General features: G+C 24.7%; 32 protein-coding genes and 3 pseudogenes. 14 read left to right on the plus strand and 21 right to left on the minus strand.

What is annotated here, in order from left to right; translation table 4 throughout:
- Positions 1-366: 366 nt before the first annotated feature.
- Together SDAV_RS01300 and SDAV_RS01305 are read left to right on the plus strand one after the other, a co-directional pair.
- Complete coding sequence (locus tag SDAV_RS01300; RefSeq protein ID WP_083436084.1) at positions 367-516, plus strand: hypothetical protein; 150 nt, start codon at positions 367-369, stop codon at positions 514-516.
- Entirely contained in the window at positions 516-1067 is a 552-nt protein-coding gene (locus SDAV_RS01305; protein ID WP_114564250.1) for a DDE-type integrase/transposase/recombinase, read from the plus strand. The genes SDAV_RS01300 and SDAV_RS01305 overlap by 1 nt, the downstream gene beginning before the upstream one ends.
- A 306-nt stretch (positions 1068-1373) precedes the next feature.
- Here the strand turns inward: SDAV_RS01305 and SDAV_RS01310 are convergent.
- From SDAV_RS01310 to SDAV_RS12800, 12 genes and pseudogenes are all read right to left on the minus strand, one after another.
- A pseudogene (locus SDAV_RS01310) lies at positions 1374-1637 on the minus strand (hypothetical protein); the annotation flags it as partial.
- Positions 1630-2643, minus strand: a complete 1014-nt coding sequence (locus tag SDAV_RS01315) for a hypothetical protein (RefSeq protein ID WP_114564251.1) — start codon at positions 2641-2643, stop codon at positions 1630-1632. The pseudogene SDAV_RS01310 and the gene SDAV_RS01315, both read right to left, overlap by 8 nt.
- Entirely contained in the window at positions 2643-2846 is a 204-nt protein-coding gene (locus SDAV_RS01320; RefSeq protein WP_071937469.1) for a DUF2649 domain-containing protein, read from the minus strand. Before SDAV_RS01320 ends, SDAV_RS01315 begins: the two co-directional genes overlap by 1 nt.
- A gap of 152 nt (positions 2847-2998) precedes the next feature.
- Positions 2999-3448, minus strand: a complete 450-nt coding sequence (locus SDAV_RS01325; RefSeq protein WP_114564252.1) for a DUF3627 domain-containing protein — start codon at positions 3446-3448, stop codon at positions 2999-3001.
- On the minus strand, positions 3432-3794 hold the full coding sequence (locus tag SDAV_RS01330; protein WP_114564253.1) for a hypothetical protein: 363 nt from the start codon (positions 3792-3794) through the stop codon (positions 3432-3434). The genes SDAV_RS01325 and SDAV_RS01330 overlap by 17 nt, the downstream gene beginning before the upstream one ends.
- A 408-nt stretch (positions 3795-4202) precedes the next feature.
- On the minus strand, positions 4203-4382 hold the full coding sequence (locus tag SDAV_RS01335) for a hypothetical protein (RefSeq protein WP_245938442.1): 180 nt from the start codon (positions 4380-4382) through the stop codon (positions 4203-4205).
- A gap of 72 nt (positions 4383-4454) precedes the next feature.
- Positions 4455-4553: a hypothetical protein gene (locus SDAV_RS14560; protein WP_408641548.1), complete on the minus strand. Its 99-nt coding sequence runs from the start codon at positions 4551-4553 to the stop codon at positions 4455-4457.
- A pseudogene (locus tag SDAV_RS14565) lies at positions 4543-4605 on the minus strand (hypothetical protein); the annotation flags it as partial. The gene SDAV_RS14560 and the pseudogene SDAV_RS14565, both read right to left, overlap by 11 nt.
- A gap of 383 nt (positions 4606-4988) precedes the next feature.
- Complete coding sequence (locus SDAV_RS01350) at positions 4989-6962, minus strand: MOLPALP family lipoprotein (protein ID WP_114564255.1); 1974 nt, start codon at positions 6960-6962, stop codon at positions 4989-4991.
- Position 6963: 1 nt separating this feature from the next.
- Positions 6964-8091, minus strand: coding sequence for an SGNH/GDSL hydrolase family protein (locus SDAV_RS01355; protein WP_114565573.1), 1128 nt, complete (start codon positions 8089-8091; stop codon positions 6964-6966).
- A 16-nt stretch (positions 8092-8107) separates the two neighbouring features.
- Positions 8108-9016, minus strand: coding sequence for a hypothetical protein (locus SDAV_RS01360; RefSeq protein ID WP_114564256.1), 909 nt, complete (start codon positions 9014-9016; stop codon positions 8108-8110).
- 383 nt (positions 9017-9399) lie between these two features.
- A complete protein-coding gene (locus SDAV_RS12800) occupies positions 9400-9636 on the minus strand; it encodes a hypothetical protein (protein ID WP_245938444.1) in 237 nt (78 codons plus the stop codon).
- 389 nt (positions 9637-10025) lie between these two features.
- Here SDAV_RS12800 and SDAV_RS13860 point away from each other — a divergent pair, with 389 nt between their 5' ends.
- From SDAV_RS13860 to SDAV_RS13870, 8 genes are all read left to right on the plus strand, one after another.
- On the plus strand, positions 10026-10157 hold the full coding sequence (locus tag SDAV_RS13860) for a hypothetical protein (RefSeq protein WP_281268820.1): 132 nt from the start codon (positions 10026-10028) through the stop codon (positions 10155-10157).
- Between the two features lie 225 nt (positions 10158-10382).
- A complete protein-coding gene (locus SDAV_RS11705) occupies positions 10383-10547 on the plus strand; it encodes a hypothetical protein (RefSeq protein ID WP_155522072.1) in 165 nt (54 codons plus the stop codon).
- Positions 10548-10549: 2 nt separating this feature from the next.
- Positions 10550-10798: a hypothetical protein gene (locus tag SDAV_RS01370; RefSeq protein ID WP_114564257.1), complete on the plus strand. Its 249-nt coding sequence runs from the start codon at positions 10550-10552 to the stop codon at positions 10796-10798.
- 10 nt (positions 10799-10808) lie between these two features.
- Complete coding sequence (locus SDAV_RS01375) at positions 10809-11006, plus strand: hypothetical protein (RefSeq protein WP_114564258.1); 198 nt, start codon at positions 10809-10811, stop codon at positions 11004-11006.
- Positions 11007-11020: 14 nt separating this feature from the next.
- Complete coding sequence (locus tag SDAV_RS13865) at positions 11021-11146, plus strand: hypothetical protein (protein WP_281268821.1); 126 nt, start codon at positions 11021-11023, stop codon at positions 11144-11146.
- A gap of 1 nt (position 11147) precedes the next feature.
- The gene (locus SDAV_RS01380) at positions 11148-11408 is read left to right on the plus strand and encodes a pentapeptide repeat-containing protein (protein WP_222611558.1); all 261 of its coding nucleotides are present in this window, start codon (positions 11148-11150) and stop codon (positions 11406-11408) included.
- A gap of 31 nt (positions 11409-11439) precedes the next feature.
- Complete coding sequence (locus SDAV_RS01385; RefSeq protein ID WP_114564260.1) at positions 11440-11682, plus strand: hypothetical protein; 243 nt, start codon at positions 11440-11442, stop codon at positions 11680-11682.
- 3 nt (positions 11683-11685) lie between these two features.
- Entirely contained in the window at positions 11686-11817 is a 132-nt protein-coding gene (locus tag SDAV_RS13870; RefSeq protein ID WP_281268822.1) for a hypothetical protein, read from the plus strand.
- Between the two features lie 18 nt (positions 11818-11835).
- On the opposite strand, the gene SDAV_RS11710 is transcribed toward SDAV_RS13870, so the two are convergent.
- The 5 genes from SDAV_RS11710 to SDAV_RS01405 all read right to left on the minus strand — a co-directional run bounded on the left by SDAV_RS11710 (position 11836) and on the right by SDAV_RS01405 (position 14258).
- Positions 11836-11976 carry a hypothetical protein gene (locus SDAV_RS11710; protein ID WP_186823431.1) on the minus strand — a complete coding sequence of 47 codons (141 nt, stop codon included), beginning with the start codon at positions 11974-11976 and terminating at the stop codon, positions 11836-11838.
- A 67-nt stretch (positions 11977-12043) separates the two neighbouring features.
- Positions 12044-12343 carry a hypothetical protein gene (locus tag SDAV_RS01390; protein WP_114564261.1) on the minus strand — a complete coding sequence of 100 codons (300 nt, stop codon included), beginning with the start codon at positions 12341-12343 and terminating at the stop codon, positions 12044-12046.
- A 4-nt stretch (positions 12344-12347) separates the two neighbouring features.
- A complete protein-coding gene (locus SDAV_RS01395) occupies positions 12348-13046 on the minus strand; it encodes a hypothetical protein (RefSeq protein WP_114564262.1) in 699 nt (232 codons plus the stop codon).
- A 25-nt stretch (positions 13047-13071) separates the two neighbouring features.
- Positions 13072-13866 carry a phage terminase large subunit gene (locus tag SDAV_RS01400; protein ID WP_114564263.1) on the minus strand — a complete coding sequence of 265 codons (795 nt, stop codon included), beginning with the start codon at positions 13864-13866 and terminating at the stop codon, positions 13072-13074.
- The gene (locus SDAV_RS01405) at positions 13866-14258 is read right to left on the minus strand and encodes a hypothetical protein (RefSeq protein WP_114564264.1); all 393 of its coding nucleotides are present in this window, start codon (positions 14256-14258) and stop codon (positions 13866-13868) included. The genes SDAV_RS01400 and SDAV_RS01405 overlap by 1 nt, the downstream gene beginning before the upstream one ends.
- A 228-nt stretch (positions 14259-14486) precedes the next feature.
- Here SDAV_RS01405 and SDAV_RS01410 point away from each other — a divergent pair, with 228 nt between their 5' ends.
- The 4 genes and pseudogenes from SDAV_RS01410 (at position 14487) to SDAV_RS01425 (ending at position 17615) form a co-directional block, all read left to right on the plus strand.
- Complete coding sequence (locus tag SDAV_RS01410; protein ID WP_114564265.1) at positions 14487-15479, plus strand: IS30 family transposase; 993 nt, start codon at positions 14487-14489, stop codon at positions 15477-15479.
- Between the two features lie 333 nt (positions 15480-15812).
- Positions 15813-16795: pseudogene (locus tag SDAV_RS01415) on the plus strand (IS30 family transposase).
- Between the two features lie 50 nt (positions 16796-16845).
- Entirely contained in the window at positions 16846-17121 is a 276-nt protein-coding gene (locus SDAV_RS01420; RefSeq protein ID WP_151202495.1) for a hypothetical protein, read from the plus strand.
- A 191-nt stretch (positions 17122-17312) separates the two neighbouring features.
- Positions 17313-17615: a hypothetical protein gene (locus SDAV_RS01425; protein WP_114564267.1), complete on the plus strand. Its 303-nt coding sequence runs from the start codon at positions 17313-17315 to the stop codon at positions 17613-17615.
- Positions 17616-17901: 286 nt separating this feature from the next.
- Here the strand turns inward: SDAV_RS01425 and SDAV_RS01430 are convergent, their stop codons facing one another.
- The 4 genes from SDAV_RS01430 to SDAV_RS01445 form a co-directional block, all read right to left on the minus strand.
- On the minus strand, positions 17902-18861 hold the full coding sequence (locus SDAV_RS01430) for a hypothetical protein (protein WP_114564268.1): 960 nt from the start codon (positions 18859-18861) through the stop codon (positions 17902-17904).
- A gap of 12 nt (positions 18862-18873) precedes the next feature.
- Positions 18874-22950 carry an ABC transporter permease gene (locus SDAV_RS01435; protein WP_114564269.1) on the minus strand — a complete coding sequence of 1359 codons (4077 nt, stop codon included), beginning with the start codon at positions 22948-22950 and terminating at the stop codon, positions 18874-18876.
- A gap of 42 nt (positions 22951-22992) precedes the next feature.
- Entirely contained in the window at positions 22993-23715 is a 723-nt protein-coding gene (locus tag SDAV_RS01440) for a hypothetical protein (RefSeq protein WP_114564270.1), read from the minus strand.
- A gap of 61 nt (positions 23716-23776) precedes the next feature.
- On the minus strand, positions 23777-25393 hold the full coding sequence (locus SDAV_RS01445; protein WP_114564271.1) for a hypothetical protein: 1617 nt from the start codon (positions 25391-25393) through the stop codon (positions 23777-23779).
- Positions 25394-25484: the final 91 nt, after the last annotated feature.

The raw sequence follows: 25484 nt of genomic DNA on the forward strand, positions 1-25484 counted from the left end.
TTGCTATTATTTATTATATCAATTTTCAATAAAAAATGTAGTATACCACACACATTTTGTATTTTTGGTTTTTACAGTTTTGGAAAGTAAATTTTTTTAATTTTTTTAATTGAGGAGTTGAAATTATGCAAACAAAGCAATATTTTATTTTGCGGTCCCTAGTGAAAAAGTATGGTAAAGATAATGTTATTAATACTATTAATAAGATTGCAAAAGATATTGAAATTAAAAAGTAAAAGAATAAATTATTCCGCGTAATTTATTAGCGGATAATTTATTCAGTAGTGTTTTTAATGGAGCGAAGCGACAACGAGCGGAGCGAGTTTGCAAATTTCAATTTTTTAGTTTTTAGAAAGGAGATGTATTATGCCAACTTGATTAACGACAATATTTAGTGTTGTTATTATATTAGGGATTTTTGCTTGAATTGGTTTATCAATTTATCAAAAAATTAAACAAATTCGAGGAAAGAAAAAAGAAAAAAAAGAAATTGAAAGAAAGGAGAGTAATAAATAATGTTAGGTAGTTTGTTACAGATGGACGCTAAATATTTTGTACCAAGTAAATTTCCAGTTGATAAAAAGTATTATGTTTATGATTTTATTGATGAAAAAACAAGATTAGCATTAGGATATGTTTATGATAAATTAAGTACTGATAATGCTATTGATGCTGTTAAAAAAGCAATTAGTGATTCTAAAAATATATTTGGTATTATAATAACACGAATAACACGGATTAGAACTGATAACGGTTCTGAATTTATTAATAATTATCGTAATAATCAAAAAATTAGTGTTAAAAAGACTAATTTTACTCAATTTTTAACAGATAAAAATATTTTGCATCAAACAACACCAGTTCGCTCTCCACAGTCAAACGGTAAGATTGAAAGATTTCATCAAAATTATACTAAATTATTTGTATTTGAAGAAAAAATATTAAATGCAGTTAGTTTACAGAATAAATTAAATGATTATTATTATTTTTATAATTTTGAAAGAGTACATAAGTCTTTAAATTTTCAGACACCATTTAATTTTTTGAATAGTTTAAGTTTAATTTAATAATTTTAAATTATTAAGTTTTTGTGTTTAAACTAAATAAGTTTATTATATTTTAATTAATTAATAATATGTAAATTAACTCATAAAATATGTTATTAAAATAATAAAATATGTATTTATTAATTAAAATTTAATAAATTATTTTTTAGTGTGTTTAATTTTATATTTTTTATTTATTTTATGATATTTTTTTATTATAAATAAATATTTTTATTATTTTTGTTATTTTCTTGTAATCTTTAAAATGTGTGTGGTATACTACATATTACTATTCTGATAAACATTTTTACCAACATTAATACCTTTTCGTACAGTTGACGAATATACTTGCGAAACACCATTATTAACTGTTGAACCTAAATTATTATATTGTGTTGATGTCCCGTGAATTGCATAAATCGATAACTTAATAACCATAAAAAAGATTAAAAAATAAGCAATTGACGTATTTGTCATCGGTAATTTTGTATTTCAAATTACATCAAAAATAAACAAAAATATATCAAAAACAAAACTAAAAATCTTGTCTCAATTACTATTATTATTATTTTCAACTAATAAATTAATCATCTTTACTATTTCCTTTCTCTTTTTTAGGTTTTAAATTCTTTTTCAAAATATCAATATCAAATAATTCCAATCGTTCTTTAACGCTTAATTTTGTGATTTCTGACCAATAATATTCTTTTTTATTAACAATTTCATCATTTTTTAAATCACGCACAAACTTTAACCATTGACTATCATACTTATTAGCGAATTCAAGGGGAATAATTATTTTAAAAAACCGAATTCCTAACCCAACATCCGACTTATGTTTTACTCTTTTACCTTCTGCTGTTCGTTCTACTGATTTTGTTTTTCAAATTTCATAATTCGTTATATCTTGAAAAATTCCCATTCGCATAATAAAGAAACGATTAAAAAAATTAAATCCTTTTTTAGCAACGGGTTTTTTCAATAAAATTGGAATAATAATTCCACTTGCTAACTGGCGAATATTATTTCAAATCATACCCTCACGCTGAACAGTAAACAACGCACGATGTCCAAAATGTCTCGCTAAAACAATTCACGGTATTTTACCACTATGAACTTTTTTCTCATCGTGAGGACTAGTTCCATCAATATACAAATAACTTTCATCAAATAAAATAACACTATCATCGGGTGGGACTAGTTTTGTTCGATCGGTAAAATCTAAATTTTTAAATGTTAAAACTTTAACTTTATCATCTTCTAACGGATAATTACTATAAATTTCATCTGTCAATAATTTCATAGTTTGCGACAAATAAGTTAAAAGTAATGTTTTACCAGTTCCTAACTTACCAATAATTACCGATAACGGATTATCTCAAACAAAATTCACTAACCGAAAAGCATTTAACTGATAAAAAATATTTTTTCACAATCATCACACAAAATATACACATTGCAAAGCAAATAATATTCAAAATACTAAACCAACACAATACAAAGAAATTATCCAAAGTAATAAATCAATTAAACTAAACAAAAGCATTGAACCACTAATATAACAACAATTTTTAAAGAAAAATATAAATTTTTTCATTATTTAAAATACCCAACTATTTTAAAAACCATTCACAAGAAAAACCAAGTTAAAAACAAAATCACAATTCAAACACCAACCATTAAAGTTAAATATTCATTTTGCGTTAAATTCCACATTGTAATACTTTCAACATTCGTTTTATCTATAAACAAAAAGACATGAATAAAAAACTCTTTTAATTTAATTCAATCATTTTGCATATTTAAAAACTCCACATTTTTTGAATAAGTTTAAAAAACATTCCAAAAAACAAAACAATAAATAACACAAACGATATAACATATAAAAACTCAGGGGCATTTGCACCAATAATATAACTAACAAATTGAACTCAATAATCATATAAACTCATTTAATTTAAACTTTCTAAATCATTAATTAATTCTTGTTCTTTTTCAACACTTCAATTTGTTAAATTATTATTGTTATTATTTGCTTTTACTTTTTTAGGTTCACTTAAAAATAAAGCTTTTTTCATTTTAGTAAAATAATTTTGTTTATATTGATTATATAAATTGATTAATTCTGTTCCAGTTAAATATTTTCAAATATTTCGCTTTAAATTTTCATCATATTTTACAATAGGGTAAGAATTATCATAAATAAAACCGATTGCTACTTGTTCCGAATGTTTTTCACTCGAATAAATAAACTTATTACTCAACCAAAAAACAATATGGCGATTATGATTAGGCAAATTTATAAAACTTGCTTTATCTGTCTTAAAAGGGATAAATTCCTTACTAATAAAATAATTTTCTATATTCTGATTTTTCTTAACAAAATTACTCAATTTTATCATCTCCTCGTCTTACTGGTCTTAACATTGTGCCTTTTCCTAATACTCCATTATTAATAATTTCTAACGGTAATAATTGCTTCTTAAATACTGTAACTCTAAATTCCTTAACTTGTATTATATGACCTATAATCAATAATGATAAAAAGGAAACAGAAGCTATTAAACAGAAAAAGGAAATTAAAATATAAATAATATCTCCTACATTTAAAGACCAAATTATAACAACAATAGAAAAACCAGAACAAATGAAAATTAAAAAATAACAAAAACCAAAACACAAATTGAAAAAAATAAAATCTCTCTTTATTTTTTTATATTCCTTAGTTGTTTTAAATTTCATATCCATAATATAATCTCCTAACTAAATATTTGTTTAATAAACAATGTTATAAATAATGTTTATATAATGTTTTTTAATTGTAATAAACACTGATTATTAACAATGTTATATATAATGCTAATATATTGTTTATTTAATGTTTAATAAACACTGTTAATAAACATTGTTAATAAACATTGTTAATAAACATTGTTAAATATAAAAATAATAAAAATTGGCACACTGAAAATAACTATTAAGAACTTTAATAGTAAATATAATAAGTTCATTTTTCTATTTAATAAATTCATTTTTTACAAATGTGATACCATCTATTTTTTGATTATCATGAATGGTATCACCAATTAAAACAATTATTTCACTAAAACTTCCTAGTGTGCCTTAACTAAGATATATAATCGATTATAATAAATATTAAAATCCTTTAACCATAACACGGAAAAAGTTTAAGATTTTAATAATACAAAATATAGCAAATGGAATTAATATAATTCACGCTTCACCTAAGAAAACCATTATCTCAGGTAAAATATTTGTTATACCTTCTTTAACTTTTCATAATGCACTAGTCAAACCCTTTCAAATCCCAGTCATACCCTCAGTCATAGTTTTAGGTGTAGGTGCTGTTAAAAAAATTAAACGCTGTTGTTAAATACATACCTAGCATTATTTATTACTCTCCTTTCTTTCAATTTCTTTTTTTTTCTTTTTTCTTTCCTCGAATTTGTTTAATTTTTTGATAAATTGATAAACCAATTCAAACAAAAATCCCTAATATAATAACAACACTAAATATTGTCGTTAATAAAGTTGGCATATTACATCTCCTTTCTAAAAACTAAAAAATTGAAATTTGCAAACTCGCTCCGCTCGTTGTCGCTTCGCTCCATTAAAAACACTACTGAATAAATTATTCCGCTAATAAATTACGCGGAATAATTTATTCTTTTACTTTTTAATTTCAATATCTTTTGCAATCTTATTAACAGTATTAATAACATTATCTTTACCATAATTTTTCACTAGCGACTGCAAAATAAAATATTGCTTTGTTTGCATAATTTCAACTCCTCAATTAAAAATATTAAAAAAATTTACTTTCCAAAACTGTAAAAACCAAAAATACAAAATGTATGTGGTTTCTACAATTTTCAATAAAAAAGGTTATTATTTTCTATAAATCATAACCTTTTAGCATCTTTAATTCATTATAATTTTACTAATAAAATACTTATTATTATGTAATTCAACAGTAATTGTAATAGTTTTACCATTAATTTGATATTCAAAAACATTATCCATTGGTTGTGCTAGAACAGTAACATCTATTTTAGCAATAGTCTTTTGCATTTCTTGTAAAATAACATTTTGACTTTTATTAAAATCAGTAAGATATTTTGTTAAAGTTGTAAAAACACCATTGATTCCTTTGATGTTTTCTAAAATATGATTTAAATAAAATAAGGGACTATTGTCAATAATTCTCTTATCTTTAAATCCTAATATTTCTAAAAAACGATCTGGGTTTAATAAGGCATCACGTAAAAGTCATGACTGATTCGTAGTTGGTGTTAAAAACTGGTCAAATAGATGATAAACATCTTTTGCATCAATAAATGCTGGTTCAGTTATTGCTGCGGTTATTTCTTTACAAACTTCAAAAATACTTTTATGTTTAATAAAATTAGTTAATTCGTTATTTGGTAATCAATTTTGTAATGGTTCTGTAAAAACCATTTTTAAATTTTTAATTTTTGAAACAGATGAATTTGGTAATAACATTGTCAAAATATCACCTAAGATATCACCGTGATATAATTCCAAGAATAAATCATTAACCGCATTTGGATTATCAATAATTTTGGTGATAATTGGTTTTAAATTTTCTGGTAAGTTCTTTTCAACTAATGATTTTTTTAAAAAAGTAACCATATCATTTAATGTTTCACCAGCCGCGATTGTATTAATTAAATCTCATACTAAATTTCCTGTATAACCTTTTGTTCCAAATAAATCAAGGGGTTGATAAATATTAATGATAACTTTACCAAAAGCGGATAACCCAGCTGGTGTTAAATCTTCTGTTACTAAAAAGGGAAGATTTTTTCAAAGCGTCGGACTAATTTGATGATGTTCAGAACTTTGCAATAAAATGGCCATTAATGTTCGTAATCCCTTCCCGGTTGAATCTCCTAATAATTGTGATAAATTCCGCATAATTTGTTGTAAATCTATTTTTGAATCAAGTTTATAAGAAGCCGAGCGAACTCTGACAATATCATTTCATGTCACATCTTGATTTGCATCAAATTGTTGTAAATAATTTAGGACAATGCGACTAAACCGAATGACTTCACTAATTGCTGTCAAATTATTAATTAGATTAAATTTAAAATTAATTTTTTGTTGCATTATTTCGACAATTGTTGTTCCAAAGGTCTTTAACGCTGTTATATAGTTGTCTGCTGTTGCTTGTAAATTTGTTTTATTTTTATAGTCAAATCGTTCTGACTTCCCTGTTAATTCATTGACAGCATTAACAAGACCAATCATTCCCGATGTCAAGGATTCTTGATAAGTTATTCCTTGGTAAATTGAATCATCAAAAGCATTACGGAAAGAAATTAATGTTTCTTGGTCAAGAATATCACTTGCAAATTTTAAAATCGTTGGTGATAAGAACTCATTTAATAAATGACCGTTTGCAATTAATGTTAATAAACCATGTAATCCTTCTTTAGTAAGAATATTAAAAATTTGTGAACCTCATTGAGCAACATTTAAAATCATTTTATTTGCTTGTTCTGGTTTAAAAGAATTGGTTAAGTTTAAATTTGTTTTTAAATCGCTTTTTAAATAAGCATTCCCATAATATCGACTAAATAATTCAGCATAGCGATTATATTCTTGGAAGTTTTCCTGTTTGGCTGGTTGTGTTGGTAAGTCTTTTAAATACATTGGTTGAGCAAACTGATACATTAAATAATTAAAATCATATTTATGTTGATCACTAATGTAAGCCATTTTGGCAACTTGACTATTTAAGGCATCTAAACTTGCTTGATAATGGCGTAATGGTTGAGCATTACTTTTAGGATTAAGACACCCAATCGTTGGGGCAACTGAAGTTGTTAGTAATGTCAAGCTCCCTAAATACGCTAATAACTTTTTCATGTTAAGTTCACTCCTTTACAGTTTGATAATAATGTTCCATTGCTAACTGATGAACTTCTCTTGTTGGATGAACAATGTCAAAAAAGAAATAATCATCAACATTAGCATTGGATGGTAAGGCTGGATTACGTTGCGCATTTAACTTTTCTTCTTCAATAATTTTCATAAAATCTAAATTTAAATTATTAAAATTAACTGTTACATTGCTCTGCGGATGACGCGTTTTAAATTCTGTCATTAAAACAGGCAAATTATCATATAGTCCTCAATTTCGAATTGCATTATTGTAATAGCTATTTGCTAACTCAATCATTTTTGTTACACGGGAATGAAATTCGGTTGCTATATTATTTGCACGTTTTTTTAAATTCTCATCCGAATCTTGGCTATTGCTATTATAACGTGGAATTATACTGACATTTGGTGCATCAGAAAATAATATTTTTCGAACCCCATTATTTAATAAGGTAAATAATGCTACTTTAATTCGTTCAACACTTTGTTGCATCATTGCTAACTCCACCTGTGGATCTGTTGTATCAATAATTTGAAACAAATCATTGCCCCCTATTTCAAATAAAACTAAGTCTGTAGAACGCAACTTGTGCTGGCTAACTAATGCTTGAGCTTGTTTTTCAATTGTAACACGATTTAATAATACCCCTACTGTTCCTGCCACATCTGCAGCAGTTGCCCCAGCAATTGCATAATTGCGTCCAAAATCACTATCAAGATCATTTGGAATTCCTGGTTTAATTTCATCAAAACCAAGTTTATCATTTAATAAAACAGCTGCTGTATTTCCATTTGTTAAACTGCCATTTTGATAATTTTCTAAATCACTTGGATCATCAGTTCCAATTTTAATATCTAATTTAAAACTATTTTTTATTAGTTTTTCAATTCCATGCGAATCACTTAAACTATCCCCTAAAATATAATAATTTGTAAATTGTAAATTACTTTTTGCATCATCAATTGCTTTTGATTTATCAATATCTTTTCCAATTAATAATAACGAATCATCAGGATTGAGATGTCAGCCTTGTTCAATCGCACAACTCGTAACAATAATAGTACTCCCTGTTGTTACATTCAAAACAGCAAGTAAAGTAAAAAATCTTTTCATATTTTTTTCTCCTTTGTTAATTCTTTTTTCTAATAATGATAATAATAATTGGTCCAATGCTAAGTAATAAAAATTGTCACATTAAAATAAAAACAGTTCCTGCTCTTGTTGCATCTAATGCACTAACAAAATTTGGGTGATATAAATCATCCACAATAATTGGCGCAATAATATCTTGTGGTGTTAAAGCCGAATTAACAAAAACACTTTCACCCCCCATTGCTGTCATAACATAAGCAAGATTTTTTAATTGCATATTTAAAAATCAAACTTTATTATTAACAAGATAGGTTCCAATTGATTTGTTGACAACTAACCCATTGATATCAGGTCCACCATTATCAACCATTTGATTATAATCTTCTTGATTATTAATTGTTTTTTGGATTAATGCATGCTCTTTTAACCCTGCACTAAACATTTGTTGAATCCCACCACTTTTAAACATTCATTGAGTGCCAGTATTAACATACCCATACGAATGAAATTTAACGGCAACTGTTTTATTAAATTCAATTAAATCAAGCCCAACATCATATAAATCAATATTTTCGTGCTTTTTGATGGTTGGCCCCCAGTGATTATAAAATCATGTCTCGGAAAACTGTAAATACTCCTGTTTGATTGTTTCATTTTCATCTGGTTTTTCATAAAAATTTAACGATGATAAAATATCAGCTTCATATGATGATTTTAAAACAGTATTAGTTAGCGTTTCATAAATTTTAATCTTACTATTTATTACAAACTTTCCCTGTGGAAATGCTCGTTGAATTTGATTTTTTAAACTATTAATAAATTTTAAAGATTCTAATCCCATTCCAGGCAGGGTTAACCCAATTCCTAGAATTAAAAAAATACTAAGAAATCCGCTTAAAATTCCTAGTCAAATAAACTTTATTTTCTTTGAAAGATTTTTTAACATTATATTTTTTCCTTCTAATTGATAATTATTTTAAAACTATTAAATTATTTCCATTGAACCCAGTTAATTATATTATAACGAAATAATTGCCAAAAAAAGAAAAAATTTTAAAATTCTATTTTGTTAATTTAACTCCTTTATTAAAATAACCCATTGCAACGCCGACTAAAGCACATGATATGGTATCAAAACAAACTGAAGTTATTGTTGTTCATCATGAAGTATATTCATTAAAGAAAGTTAAAAACAATGTGACAAAACTAATAATTCCAAAAATTAAACCAATAATCCCAAAGATAAAACTTCAAAAATCACAATAAAATGAATAACGTTCACATTTTAAAACTTATGGTTTATCATTTCGTGTTTCATTTTTTGTTCTATTATATAATTTTAATCCTAAATAATAAGCAACCATCGCACTTAAAAACACTTAAACTATCACAACAAATGGTTGTTGCTGTTAAAGCAAACGATTGAGCATCACGAATATTAGCATCAAGACTTCAAAATAGTTCTAACGCTAAAACACTTAGAATTCCAAAAGTAACTCCTAAGAAACCAAAACTAAAACTTAAAATATCTGCTCATATAATTGAATTTTTTAATCGATATAACATCATAATCCTCACATATTTTATGTCTAATTTTCTAACACTAAAAGTAATTATACGCTTTTTTTTAAAAAAAGCAACCCTATTAAATTAGGCGTCCTGTACGATGAACCCGTAAAAAACAACTTTTGAAAAACAACTTAATAGCAGAGTGGGACGGTTATTTAAAATAACTAAGTGTTTTTTTCACATAGGCGGTCTAGCCCAACGGTAATAAGTCCGGAAATAATAGACGCTTTAACAAGCGATAGTCGTGATAAGTGCGAGGTCAACATCGAACGACAATAAATATTGAGATGGCCACTTTATAAATAAATTTGCGTATAGCATTAGGCTCTTCAAGGTGCGAGTAGATTTAATTTAAAAACTCAAAGCTTTGACCTGAAATGGTGCGGATGAAGAGAGACATATGTTCTGGCGTCAAACAAATAAAAATAGTTGTATATTTACAAAATACAAAATATAGAACAATTAACATACCGCCACCGCTCACCCCCAGTGAAGCGGATGGCGTAGTAAATAAATAGATAAATACTTATATAACTAATTCTCGCTTCGGCACTTTCACTTGCGAGTGAGTGCCAGCGAGTTAAAACTAGGAGGTTTATATGAAAAAGAAATATTGTCTTAAAAAAAATATTGAGGTTATTGCTTTAAATGTGATAAACAAAATAAATATATCCTTACCCACAATGAAATTACTGATGAACATTGAGCATTAAATACTAAAAAGAATTAGGAGGAATTAAATTATGACTAAAAAATACTTATTAATTATTAAAAATGAATATTTAACTACTTATGCTTATTACACACTAGAAGAAGCAAAAGTACGAGAAAAAATTGAAAATAATAATTATGGCTTATCAACGGCAATTATTGATTTAAAAGATATTGAATGAAAAGGAAATAAATAATTATGAAAGAAATTATAAATTTACAATTATCAGAATTTCAAAAAGAAATTATTAATAAATTAGATGATGAATATTGTTATGAAATTGCCTATGGATTTGGAAGATATGATGAATATGATGCAATTAAGATTTTTAATAAAGAAATGGAATTCTTAATCACAATAGATAAAAAAGATAACACTGTATCAATAAATAATTACATAGAAAAATTAAAAAAGAAACTGGAATTCTTGGAACTTATATTAAAGTAGGATAAATAATATGAAAAAATATGTTGCTAAAAAAGATATTGATAATTATTTAGATAAAAAATTAGAAGAAGCAAAATTTAAAACCAGTCAAACTGACATTGATACTATTTGAGAAAAAAGTGACGAAGATATTAAAAAAGCAATAGATGAAGTTGTAAATAATCCATTATGAAATCAACTATTTAAGAATTTATCAAAAAATGATTAAAGGAGATAAATAATATGAATTTAAAAGATTTATTAAATGAAATGTTTGATAACTATCCAGATTGCTATAAAGATTATGGTTTGGCTATTATGTATCGTTATGAAATTGAAATTGAAAATAAAAAATTGGAGGAATTATAAAATGAAAACATTACAAGATTTAATTAAAGATTTAACAGGAGTTACTGTTGAAAATTGAAAAATAAGAGAATATTTAAGAATTGAATTATTAGATTTACAAGGTGCTTTTTTAAATTGCCCTAATTTAACTCGTACTGTTTTAGCTGGTGCTAATTTAAAAGATGCTGATTTAAAAAGTGCTAATTTAAGAGGTGCTGATTTATGATGTGCTAATTTAGAAAATGCTTGTTTAGTAGGTGCTAGAATTACAAAAAACAATTAGACCAATTAATTGTTATTGAGGAGGATGAATAATGAATATAACAGAATCAATTAAATTTGACAAACTTAAAGCAGAAAATGAAGCACTTAAAAAAGAACTTGATGAATTAAAACAACAAATATTATATAAAGAAGATTTTAAAGAATTTGCTCATTGTATGAATTGTGGAGATGATTATTTTTTTAATCGGTGCTTAACTTGTGGTTGAAAAAAAATAATTGATTTAAAAGATAATTCTAAATATGACAAATTACCTAGTAAGGAGCGTGAATAATAAATGATAATTACATTTCAATTTCCTTTAAAAGGAGATGATTTTAAAAATGAAAGTATTTTAGCATATAATGTTCAAAAATTTAAAGAAGAAAATAAACAAGAATTAACTGAATATATTTTTAGACATATTTAATCATTATGCATTAAATGGTTATCAAGATGTACATTTTTTAATACGAGTTTCTACACTTGGTAAGACATTAGATAATATTTGCTTTTCTTTTTGTTCTAATAAAGCATTAATTTCATCTTGTGTCATATTTTCTTTATATTCATATTTAAAGTTTGACATACTTTAATCCCTCCATTATTTTTTTATAGAAAATTTCAAAAACTATCGTCACCATCTTACCATCATTTTAATTTTTGTAAACTTGTGGATATTTTTTCTTAATTTCAGTTCTAGTTTCTTCAATACCTTTTTTAAAACCTTTTTCATATTGATCTAAATATTCTTTTTGATTATTTACACCATAATCATAAGTTTCTTTCATTAATTCTTGAAATATTTTAGTATGTTCTTCACAAGCAGGAACACCAATACCATTTCAATTTTTACTTACTTTTTTAAAACATTCTTTACCATCAATTATCATTCAACAAATATTTTTATCCATTCGCATTTTTTCAACATTTCTTTTAATTTGTTTTTTTGCCATAATTTTAACCTCGCTTTCCAAATTGTTTACTTATTAAAAATGGATTATCTAGTGTTTTTATAAAATATTCCATTATATCCATAACAGCATAAGTCATAGCATCGAAACCATCATCAAATAATTTATTATCTTCTAATTTATAAGTAGATTTATTTGCTGGCGGTTTTCTTCATTCCATTTTTAACATATCTTTAAATAATTCTGGTGTTAATCTTTGACTAATTTGTAAATAATTCTTATTTAGCAGGATGATTATAGCATCAATTCTATCAGTTCTATATCATATTTCTTTATTAACTGATTTAAATCTTAATCAATTAGCATCAGGGAAAAACTTTCGTCTAATATTATTTAATGTATTAACCTCTACTAAATGACCACCACCAGTATCAACATTTATTTCTAAACCATTATATAAATCATTTCATTGTGTAGCACATATTATATAAAAATGTACTATTTCATGTAAAACTTTCATTATATCTTTTTGTACCATTTCAGCATTACTATGTTTATATTCCATTAATGGTGCCATTTTTTTATAATCTTTATCTATTCCCATTAAAATTGCATGAGTAGCATGTCCTAATGGTGATTCAGCATAACCTAAATCTAAGCCTGCTCTAAAATTAACTGGTTCAAAATCATATAATTTACTAAATAAATAATTAGCAAAAATACTACCATCTAATGCACCTGGCATTCCAATTCCTCAAACCTCATATTTTTTAGGTCATTCTTGCTTTTAATTCATATAATTTCATTAATTCATCATAATTTAAATTATCTTTATTAATTAAATAATTAGTATAATGATTAATTACTTTTTTATCATATGCTTTTTGACCTGTTTTAGGATCTAAGGCTGGCACTATTAATTTAGATATTTGCTCACCATTACTTTCTAATTCTTTACGATTAAATGGCATTAATTTATTTAAATAATCAATATGATCTTGATAAATACTATCAGGATTAGTACTTGTAATTAATATCATTTTTTTATAATCACGAACTGCTTGCATAATTGCTTCTTTTTCTGCTTTACTAAATTCATTTGCTTCCTCTAATCAAATAATACATAAATCAGCACCATTTGCTCGTGCTGTTCCTTTACCTAATACTTGCGATGAATTACTTTTTCTTGCTCCTTGTAATTTAATAAAACTACCATTAGGAAATAATCAAGTAGGTTTATTAAACCTAGCATTATATTGATAATGACCACCTTTTCATTTTTTAGTAGGATTAAGAATTAAACCTATTTTATCTAATGCATCTTGAATATCTTGTTGCATTTCAGCAGTATCAGCACTATTTAATCTAAAACCATATATTGCTATTTTTTTATCTTTATGTGCTAATACTACACAACTTAATAATGCTATTAATTCATCAATAGAATATGTTTTACCTGCTTTACGACTACCTGCTAAATTAATCTCATCTGCAATATATTCAGTATTATTTAACAAACTAATTACTATCTTATTAAGATAACTATATTCATATAACATTGCCATTATATGTTTCTCCCATCTGTTATGTTAATTACTGGGAGAGCATAATTTATTTCACTTTCATTTTCACGACCATAATACTGAGCATATACAGATACACCCCCCTTAGTTTCATTTAAGAGATGTAATTTTATATTATTTTCTAATATTCTTATTTTCATTTTAAGTTCATTAAATGCTAATAAATTAGCGTCTTTTAAGGTATTATATTCATCTTCTTCTAAATTACAAAAGATTAATAAGGTTTCTTTTGTAGCAAGTTTAATATTATTTTCTTTACAATATTCATCAAATTTTGTTAATTTATCTTTAATCTGACGCTCTTTTACACTATTTCATCATCCTTTTGGTACCTTTGTTACCTTTGTTACCGTCTTTTTTACCTCTTTTTGCATCTTTTTTACCTCTTTTTGTCATCACCATTCTACAAAAAAATATAAAAAAGTAAAATAAAAAAAGACTTTTGCAAGTCTTTATTTTTAGTAATTTTTAAACAAGAGATTTAAGGTTGGATAATCCTACTTGTATTAAATTACATCACCATCCTAACATCTTTTAATAAAATGTCAACAAAATTTTAAATTTTATGATAAAAATATTTTTGGAAAGGTTGGTTAAATCTTATGAAAAAGAAAAAATATAAACATTTTAGTCTTGATGAAAGATATAAATTAAAAGAATATTTAATATCAGAAACATTTAAAAAGAAAAATGGTACACCTAATTATTCTAAAATAGCAAAAGTAATGAATAAAAGAACTAATACAATTAGATTAGAGGCTGAAAGACTTAAAGAAGAATATAATCCTGAAAAAGCAAATGATGATTATAAAAAGAAAAGAAAAAAATCTATTAAATATACTATAATTTCAACAAAAGTTGTAAATTATGTAAGAAAAATTTTAAGTAAAAAAAGTTATTCACCAAGATTAATTATTTATGAATATGAAAAAAAGTATAATGAAAAGTTTCCATTTTCACATGTGACACTTTATAAATATATTGAATATGGGGTTTTTGATGATGAAAATACTGAAATTAAGAAAAAATTACCATTTAAAGGTAAAAAATATAAAACAAAAAAGAAAAAAGATGATCGTGGTCAATTAACTAATATTAGATTTATTGAAGAAGCAGAACATGAAAAGGGAACTTTTGGTTGATTTCAAATGGATTGTATTGTTGGAAAAGAACATAAGTCTGCTTGTTTAACTTTTACCGAAGAAAAAAGTTTATATACGATTTGTTTTAAATTAAATCAACATAATTCAGAAGAGGTTAATAAAGCTCTTAAAAGTATTATTAGAAATAAACTTTATAAAGTAAATATAAAAGGAATTATTACAGATCAAGGTAAAGAATTTAGTAAATGAAAAGAGATAGAGAAAATTACTAATGCTAATGTTTATTTTTGTGATTCTGGAACTCCTACACAAAAAGCAAAAGTTGAAAGAATAAATAGAGATATTAGAGAGTATTTACCTAAGGGAACTGATTTTAATACTGTTACTCAAAAAGAAATTAATAAAGTTATGAAAATTATTAATGAAAAGCCGCGACCGAGTTTAGATTGATTATCCTCCAAAGAGGTATTTTTACAAAATATTAATATTTAATTTTTTTAAATATAAATTATATATTTGTAGCAAACTTTTCTTTTTGTCGTGCTTAAATATTAACTCATATTTAAAAAAATTATTTTTTTTGAAAAAATATTGCATTTTTTGATAAAAGGTATAATATCATATTAACAAGGTTGGAATTACCTAATTGCATCTTTACAATAAACAATTAAAAAAAGACTTTTTCAAGTCTTTTTTTTGTAAAACAAGTATAGAGACAGATATTCGCAACTTGTTATAAATTAATTGTATAACTTTAAAAATAATTGTCAATAGTTTTTTAAAAATAGTGTATAAATAATTTTAAAAAGATTGGAGACAGAATATATGAAAGATTATACACATCTAAAATATTATGAACGAAATTTATTTAAGGATTTATTATCTTCTAATGTTTGTAAAAAGAAAAATGGTACGCTTAATTTATCTGAAATTGCAAGACAAACAAATCGCAGTGTGAATACTATTAAAAGAGAAATTAAAAGATTTAAAAATATAGAAGATTATACACCAGTTGAAGCACATAAAGATTATTTTAAAAAGCGTAAAAAAATGTATTAAAAAACTACCTATATTTACAGAATAACAACAAAAATTATTAAATTTAAGATTTAATATTTTTGGTGATACACCAGCAGAAATTATTCAGCGTTTTTTAATAAAGTTTGGGATTAAATTTCCTGCTTGTCTTAAAACATTTTATAAATGAATTCATTTAGGTTTTTTGGGTTTGTTAAAGAAAAAATTTATTAAATGGTGGTAGAAAAAATAGAACAAAGAAAAGACCTGATAATCGTGGTAAATTAGATGAAAGATTTAGGTCAATTTAAGATATTGAAAATAAAGTTTCTAATGTTGGATGATTAGAAATGGATACTGTTGTTGGAAAAGACCATCAATCTGCTGTTTTAGTTTTAGTAGAACAATCAAGTAAAAAATACTTTGCTATGAAATTAGAAAATCATACTGCTAATGAAGTTTTAGAAAAACTTGAAGAATTAGTTAGAATTAATGGTTTAGTTGGAAAAATTAAAGGAATAATAACAGATAGAGGAAAAGAATTTAGTAAATTTGAAGAGATGGAAAAAATTACTGGTTTTAATGTTTATTATTGTGACCCTGGTTCACCAAAACAAAAACCATTAATTGAAAGAATTAACCGCGAATTTAGAAAACGCTTTCCTAAGGGAACTGATTTTAATAATGTTAGTCAGAAAATAATTGATTGAGTAGTTAATGTTATAAATGAAAAACTCCGACCGTGTTTAAATTGAATAAGTGCAAAAGAAATGTTTTTACAGAATATTTAAAGAATTTATTAATTAAAATTTTAATAAATGCTTTTTTAGTGTGTTTAAATATGGTTAAATTAAGTTATATTTATAAAATATTTTATTTTTTTAAAAAAAGAGTTGCATTTGTTAAAAATGATGTTATCATCAAATTAACAAGAGATAGATTTTGCTGCTTGAATTTACATAATACAAATAGTAAATTAACAAATTTTGTTAATAAATTACTTACATTAATTACAAGTTATTATGATATTAATGACAATATTGAATTTATGGTATTAGGAGATGGTGCACCTTGAGTTAAAAATATGGGAAAAATTTATTCAAGAATATTTCCCTAAAAATAAAAGTACATTACACGATAGATAAATTTCATCTTACAAGTAGATTTAAAAAATTATATCCCTATCAAAGTAAAAACAAACAAAATAAAGAAACATATCATAAAACGGTTGATTATTTTTTTAATGCTAAATATGAAGAATTATTAGAATGCTTAAAAAATAGTGCTTCTTTTATAAAAGAATCAAAAATGAAATTCTTAAAAGAGACAATTAGACTAATTAAAAATAATGAAGAAGGTGTCAGAAATCAAACATTATGAAATAATATTGGTTGTCATATTGAAGGTGATATATCACATTATTGTAAAGGTGTTTTGGTTAAGAAAGCAACTTATCATGAAAAGACTCTTAAAAATAAATTAAATACTAGTATGATGAATTTTAAAAATAAAATTAATTTATTTAATTGCGCGTTATTATTTTTAACTTCTTTTATTGCTTGTGCTAATTGATTTCAACATTTATTGCACATTTCTTCTTCGACAATATAAAAAATATCTTTCAACATAAAAAATCCTTATATAATTAATTTAAAATAATTTAATACATTTTATAATTATTACATCATAGAATTTTCTTATGGAACCATTTTTTCTATTATAATTATACCACATTTATTCTAAAAAAGGAATTTAGTTATATCATATTATTAAATTAAAAATAAATATTTTATTCAAATTATTATAATTATAAAATTATTGCAAATAATTTTTATTAACCACTAAAATAAAAATCACAAATAAAAACCGCTAATTAGCGGTTTTTATTAATATGTAATTAACTAAAACTTATGTTAACACTACCAGTATAGTATTCTGATTTATCATAAGCAGTAATTGTTCCACCTTTGTTATCAGGGTTAATTTCTAAATATAAATCATTTAATAAAGCACTTAGTCGATTTAACTGGCTAACAAAATTAACACTAATAAACATCATCATTACTTGTAAAATATTTACTTTTGGTAATTTACCTAAATTTGTTGTTAACTTCATTTGTCCTAAATCCTCTTTTACTATTGGAGGTTCAGGTGGGACAACAGAAAAAGACACTTTAACTGAACCATAATAATCTGTTCTTGGGTTATTATCTTCTGACCAATGGTCTTTTCCTGAAATTAAAGTTGCTCCAGTTTGATCGGGTTCAATCATAATTTTATCAATTTGCTCAATTTGTCGGTTTCATATTTCTGATGTTTGTGGCCCAATAAAATACTCACCAAACTTATCTAATTCTGAAATAAGTTGCATATTGTTAAAAATAGCGGCAATTAAAATTGTTTTTGGTCGTGCATCAGTAATTTGTCCTAAATCAATACTCTTTACTTTATCATCTAAATGGTTTGAAGTTTTTACTGTTTTATTAATTTTTATTGTATTTAAATTTGTTCCATCACTAAAGTTCAATTCATATTGACCATTACGATACAAATCAATTTTATCAATTGGTTTTGATTGATTATTAAATTTATAATTTTTTATTAACTGATCAAAGTTTCATTTTGCTCCTTGAAACAATTGCTCTAATTGCTGGAATAATTCAGGAATAGTTTGTTTATTATTTTGTGGATCAATTGTTTTAAAATCAACTCCAACAAAACCAGTTACTTCAACTGACAAAACTGGTGGATCAACTGGAATATTATTTCAATTATCATTTTTAGTACAACTAACTACAGACATTACTGGTCCTGAAACTAGAATTCCAACGGCAATAGTTGCTAATAATTTTTTCATTTTAATTCCTCCTTAATCCGCATTCATAATTGCAATCAATGGATTAATTCGATTCATATTGAATCAACTAATTAAATATGCAATAAAGTATAATAATAATCCACTTCCAATTGCAATAAATGGAATCATGACATTCATAAACAGTGGTAAAACTATTCCAATTCGAATTAATATCATATTAGAAATAATTAAGAATAATCATCCAAAGCCAAAACCGGCAATTGTCATTATTACAATAATAGGAATATACATTCCAATAACTAATTTTGTGATATAACGATTTCGATATCCTAATACTTTCATTGTTGCAATAATTGTTTGGTTTTCTGCAATAACAATATTACTTGTTAAAATAATAATCATAAAACTTAATACAAACGAAATTCCAATAATAAAGAAGATAATCGCATTAACTGCTTTTGAAATATTTCCTAAAATTGCTTGTGCTGAAGCAATTGGCATTAAACTGCCAAAAGTACTATTTGCATATGGTGGATAAGAAATTTCACTTCTAATACCACCATTTAAACCATAAAAACTATAGTCACCAAATAATTGACTTGTTCCTAGTCCTGTTTCAATATCATCAATTTTAGTACTATTAGAAATTTTATAATTAAAAATCGGATATTCATTTTCAAAGACAGCAATTCAATTAACTGCACTTTGATGTACGCTTCAATATTCAACAAACTTATTTCATAAGTTATTAACAGGCGTACTTGAATGGTCTTTAATAAATTTTTCTAACAAGTTTAAACTCTCTTTTCTTGATGGTGTTAATTCAGGATTCTTCCTGATAAATGAATTAATTCATTCATTTAAAAACAATTGTAATAAATAATTCCGTGTTTTATCATATCCTAGTAATTGTTGTGCCCTATCTTCATTAATTCAAGCTCGTGGTGAACCATATTGATTAGTAATACCAACAACTGTAAAAGTTTGATTGTTCATTTGATTACTTACTCGATAACTTCCATCATCAATTTTATCGTTTAAAATTGATGGTTTTGTAAAATTTCGGTCAAGTGCATCAATTTTACTTTCTAAAACATATTCATTATTTTCATCTATAACCTTATTTTTATATTTATTATCACCATTAAACATTAATTTACCAACTCGCCCTTGTGCTTGAGCATCATCACCTGTTACATCACTTCCATCTCAACCTTGTAAAATTTGATCAGAAGTAACACCTTGATTACTATCAACTAATTCTTTGCGAATTAAATACGGACTAATTTGATTTCCAACTGTAACATTTAAGCGTTTAGCTAATGATTCATTTAAAACAATATTATTACTTGCTGTAAATAATTTTTCATTTAAATTCGCACCATTTTTATTAGTTAATGCTTGGTTTTTAAATGTACGATTAATTCCGTAAATCTTAAACTCAATACTATTTAATTCAGCATTAATCATTGTTCCCCGATCATCTGTTAATGGATTAAACGGAATTACTCCGAAGGTTAAATTAAAATTACCATTGTTTTGATTAAATGCTTCTTGCATTTTTAACCGAACAGTTTGCGGAGAACGTGAATATACTCCTTGAATAAAACATTGATTAACATTTTCTACAAAGTAAGCATAAATTCAATTATATAAATCATACATTGGTTTTTTTAAACTTGTATTAAACTCATTTCCTGTTGCTGAATTTAAAACATCATAAAACGATACCGACAATGGTTGTTCTAATGCTGGACGAAAATGATTATTAGCTAATGTAATCGTTGGATTTCCTTCTCCAAAATCTCGTTTATAATCACTTTGGGTAAAAATATTGTTTCTTAACTTATCATTTAGATTTAAATTTCCTCGTGAATCAAAATAATCTGCACGTTTAATGTTTAAACCAACAGTTTCCAGATATTTTCAATAAAATAATCGAGATTTTTCTAAAATATCAATATGTTCGCGAGCTGTTTCTGTTGTTCGCAAATATTGTTCAATGGTTGATTTTGTTAAAAGATTTAAAGCAAAATCATTGTAATAACCTCATGTCGTACTACAAATTGCTTTGGATAAACCAGGATCACTTGAAGTTAATTTATTACTTTGCAAAAATTCTTTTGAAATATTACTATATAACAATGACCGCATATCATCTGCTTGATAAGTTGGAGCAAAATTTTCAGAATTAATTTGCCCTGTTTCAAAATCAGTAAGATATTGATTAACATCTGTTGTCATATTTGTATTAGTTAAAAGACTTTTTTTACTATCTCATGGTTTTTGACTTGGATCATATGTTCGCAAAAAAGTTGTTGGTAAATTATAAATCGGACTATTATATTCAACTAGGGTTTTATAATTATCTCCTTCGTATGAATAACGAATATTATTTTGTAAGATAATTGGAATTGTTGTTGACATCGTAATCATAATGGTACTAATAATCATTGTTAAAGATACCCCTACCATTTTTCCAATTGAATTAGATAATTGTACTGATTGAAATCGTGCAGCAAATGTTTTGCGAATTGCAAACATTTTATAAACATTTTTTTTAAAACGACCATTTGAAACTGTTTTTTCTTTACGAATTAATTGTAGTGGTGTTCTTGAAACCATCATAATTGTTCCACTAATCATTGTGACACAAGTTAGTAAAGCAAAAATAAATAAAACACAAGTTACTAATGCTAATGGTGCAAATACAAAATTTCCATATGGTAAATTAAAATATGAACCAAATAAATATTTAACAGTAAATTGTCCACTAATTCCCGTTCCATAACCAACTATTCCCCCAATTAATGCAATCATTAATGGATAGGAAATATAACTAAAGGTTAATACACGACGACGATATCCTAATGCTCGTAACAATCCATTTTGTGGGCCAGTTGCATCAATTTGTCGACTAACAACTAAAATTAATACAAAGAACGAAATAATTAGTAAAATTGTAATTAAAATATAAGAACCACTAATAAAAGCACTTAATGTTGACGTAAAGTATGTAATTCGTTTTGCAAATTCATAACGATTATCTGTCCGAAACGTAGCAATTGGTAAACCAGTTGATAGTGTTTTAACATAATATCCATTTAAACCAATATGTTTTCCCTGGTCAGTATTTAAATAATTATTAATTGTTTGACTATAATTACTTCGCATTTGGTCAACTTTTGTCTGTTGAAATTTTCCAACATAATAAATTTCTCGTTCTAATTGACTTTCTGGAATTAAAATTTGTTTTGTTAAATCTAACTTTGTTACAGGATATTTATTACCAGCTGTATCTTCAACTAAGCCAAATAATCGCGGATCTAAATATGCAATTCCTTCATTTTTCATATTTGGAAACGGATGTCCTGCATCAATAATTGGTGTAACATAATCCGCTGATTGTCCAAACCCAACCACTCGAAACCAATTTTCATTTGAATATGGTGATTTTGGCAATCATTTATTAATATCTTCTCTTTCATATAAAGTTAAATCAACACCTTTTAATTCACTATCAGCAACTTTAATTGTTGTTCCATATCTATCGGGTTGTAATCGAATAATATCATTAATTTTAATATTATTTTTACGAGCAAACTCAGGCGTCAAATAAATCCAATGCATTGTTTCTTCATTAATCGATAATAAATATTTCATATAAAAACTTAACGGCATTCCATTAGCAACAATAAGTTTATCAATTTCTTGATAAGGATTTAATGTTACTGCTTTAATAAATTTATTTTTTCCAAAACTAAATGTTCGTGCTTCAACACGATTATAAATAAAATGTTCATTTCGATTTTTTAATTGTTCGTTAATAAATTCTAAAATTGCATTTTGACGAACCCCACTATCTGTAATTTTTTCAAACTGATCTGGTTCCCCATTTGAATTTTTAACATAAGTAGTATTAGTAAAACTAACAACAAAATCATGTTGATTACTTAATTGTTCAGAAATAAAAGTATTATAATTATTCTCTACTCGTTGTTTAGAAACTTCAATAATTGTAAAAATAAAACTAGTCAAAAATACTAAAACAACTAAACCAAAAAATTGAATTTTATTTTTAACCATGTTTTTAAAATTGTTTTTAAATAATAACTTAAAACCTGTCATTTTTCCACATTCTTTCTTCTTCTCTTTTGTTAATATTTGAATTTAGTTAAAATAAAGATTAGGTGGTGTTGTTTGTTTTTTAAATTGTGTTAATAATTCTGTTTTACGAAGATTATCAACAATACTGGTTTTTTTAATAAATCATTGATTAAAATTATAATTTGGATAAATTATTAATAAAATTGACATTGTTAATTGACTTTGTTGGGGAATAACAATACTAGTTAAAGTACATTTACAAAATGTATAGTAACTAGAAGCAATCACATCATTAATGTTTTTTAAATAACCTATATATAAGCGAAACAATATTAGCATTACAATAAAACTAATAGTAAAAATTGCATAAAAAACATAGCATAAAATAAATAAAAAAGAATATATTGTTTCATATGCAATTATATTTTGCAATTGAAAAATTATTGAAGTATAACCAAAAAATAATATATATGAAATTAAAACAATATTACAAAGTCATAAAATAATAATTTGTCAATTAGAAAATAAAATTAATTTCCACGCTGAAATTGTTGTCTTTTTTAATTGTTTAAAATTAATCAAAATTTGAACTAAAATTCCCATAAAAAAGAGAAAAATAAAACTTGATCAAATAAGATAAAATAAATTTAATGTAATATTTAAAAAACTATAATTACCCGCAATATCAATAATTGAAAACGATGATGAAAATAAAATATAAGCAAAAAAAATAATAAAGAAAATATTAATAAATTTTTGATATTTTTTTAGAACATATATTTTCATTACAATCACCTTTATAGATTTCATTATATTTTGCTTATTCTTATAATTAATTAATATAAACTTAAACAACCTTAAATTCTATTGTTTGTAAAAATGAATAATCATCATTTTTAATATTACTTTCTTCGCGATTAGGAGTAAAAAAGAAACTATAACCAAAATCATTGTAAGATAGATTTATATAGTAAATTGGGTAATTTCCACTAGGATAATGGTTTCTAAATAGTTGAATTGTAATATTTTTATCATCATTTATTATTGTTTCCATTTTAAATTTTGAAATAACTTCTTTCTCTGTTGAATCTGCTACATTAGGTTTATAAATGTGTCATTTAATTTTTCCTGTATCAGTCACAGTATTATTAAAAAGATTAAAAATAGTCTCAAAAATTAGTGTCATTTTTGCATCAATTAAATTTTCTGGTTTAAATAAACTAACTTTTTTAAGTAAAACATCAAAATCTGCTTGGTTCATCTTAAAAACAAGTTTATTATCATAAGTTTCTAATTGATAATAACGTCAAAATGCCATTGTTTTTTCTGCAAATTGCTGTAATTGTTGATCAACTTTATCTCTTGGTACTAAAACTTTAATTGGTGTCTTTAATGTTCTTCATTGTGAAGATTTATCTTTAAAAGGTAAATTCTCAATTGTTAAATTACTTGGCAAAAAATTTCTTATATCTGCTTTTAAATAATATTTATCTTCACTAAGAATAATCTTGTTATGTTCTTTATAAAGTTTTAAAAAGTTTTCTGCAGTTAATTTATCTGGTTGATACCCTTCCCCTACTAAGGCTAATATTGAATCAGGTTTATAAAATCGACTTCATAAATTTAAAGTATCAAAAAACTTATAAAAATAAGGTTGAGAATTAGTTATTATATTGTTTTTATCTAATTCTTGTTTAATAGTTCGTCAAATTGTACTATTCGTATTAATATCATTAAAATGTTGATTTGAAGTATCAATAATTTTATTTTCTTGCTTAATAAATAAATCATGAATAAATTTTATAAATCATGATTCAACTTTTTCTTGAACATTAGTTAGAAATTCCAGATTATTACTTGCAATAACTAACCCATTACTTTCATAAACTTGGTCAAATTCTTTAAATTTAACTGAATAATTAATATCAAAATTAATTGTAATTGCATTTAAATTTTCTTCATTATTAGCAATTAATTTTGATATGTTATTAAAATTAATTTTATTTACTTTTAATCTAATACTATCATCTGACAATAATATTGGAAATTCTTTTTCTATTTTACGATAAAAATTATGATAAGTAATAACAAGTTCATTATTAATATTATTAATTTCTTTTTTAAAATCATTAATTAACTGTTCTAAAAAAGATCATTTGCTAATTTCCGCACCAATAAAAGTTTGTGATTCATCTGGTTTTAAAGTTGTAATAAATTCATTGAATTTAGCAATATCATTAAAATAATTATTAGTATCAATTAGTTCCTTACTATCTCATCAAGTTTTAATTTTCTTTTTAATTAATGTTATTATTTCATAGAACGTTTCAATATCTTTATTCGCTTCTGCTGTATATTCATTATTTTTTGGTAAATTGTTACCTCTTGTTACACAACCATACATTCCAAAGCTACTTGTCGTACCTAATAAAAGAATGCTTAAAATACTTAATAGTTTTTTCATTATTTATACCTCATTTTATTTAAACAATATATTTTATATTATCTTGTAAAAAGGAAAATAAAAAGTAATTTAACTTATTTTTCAAATTATT

Origin of the sequence: Spiroplasma phoeniceum P40 (assembly GCF_003339775.1) — a bacterium.
GTDB classification, from domain to species: Bacteria; Bacillota_I; Bacilli_A; order Mycoplasmatales; family Mycoplasmataceae; genus Spiroplasma; species Spiroplasma phoeniceum.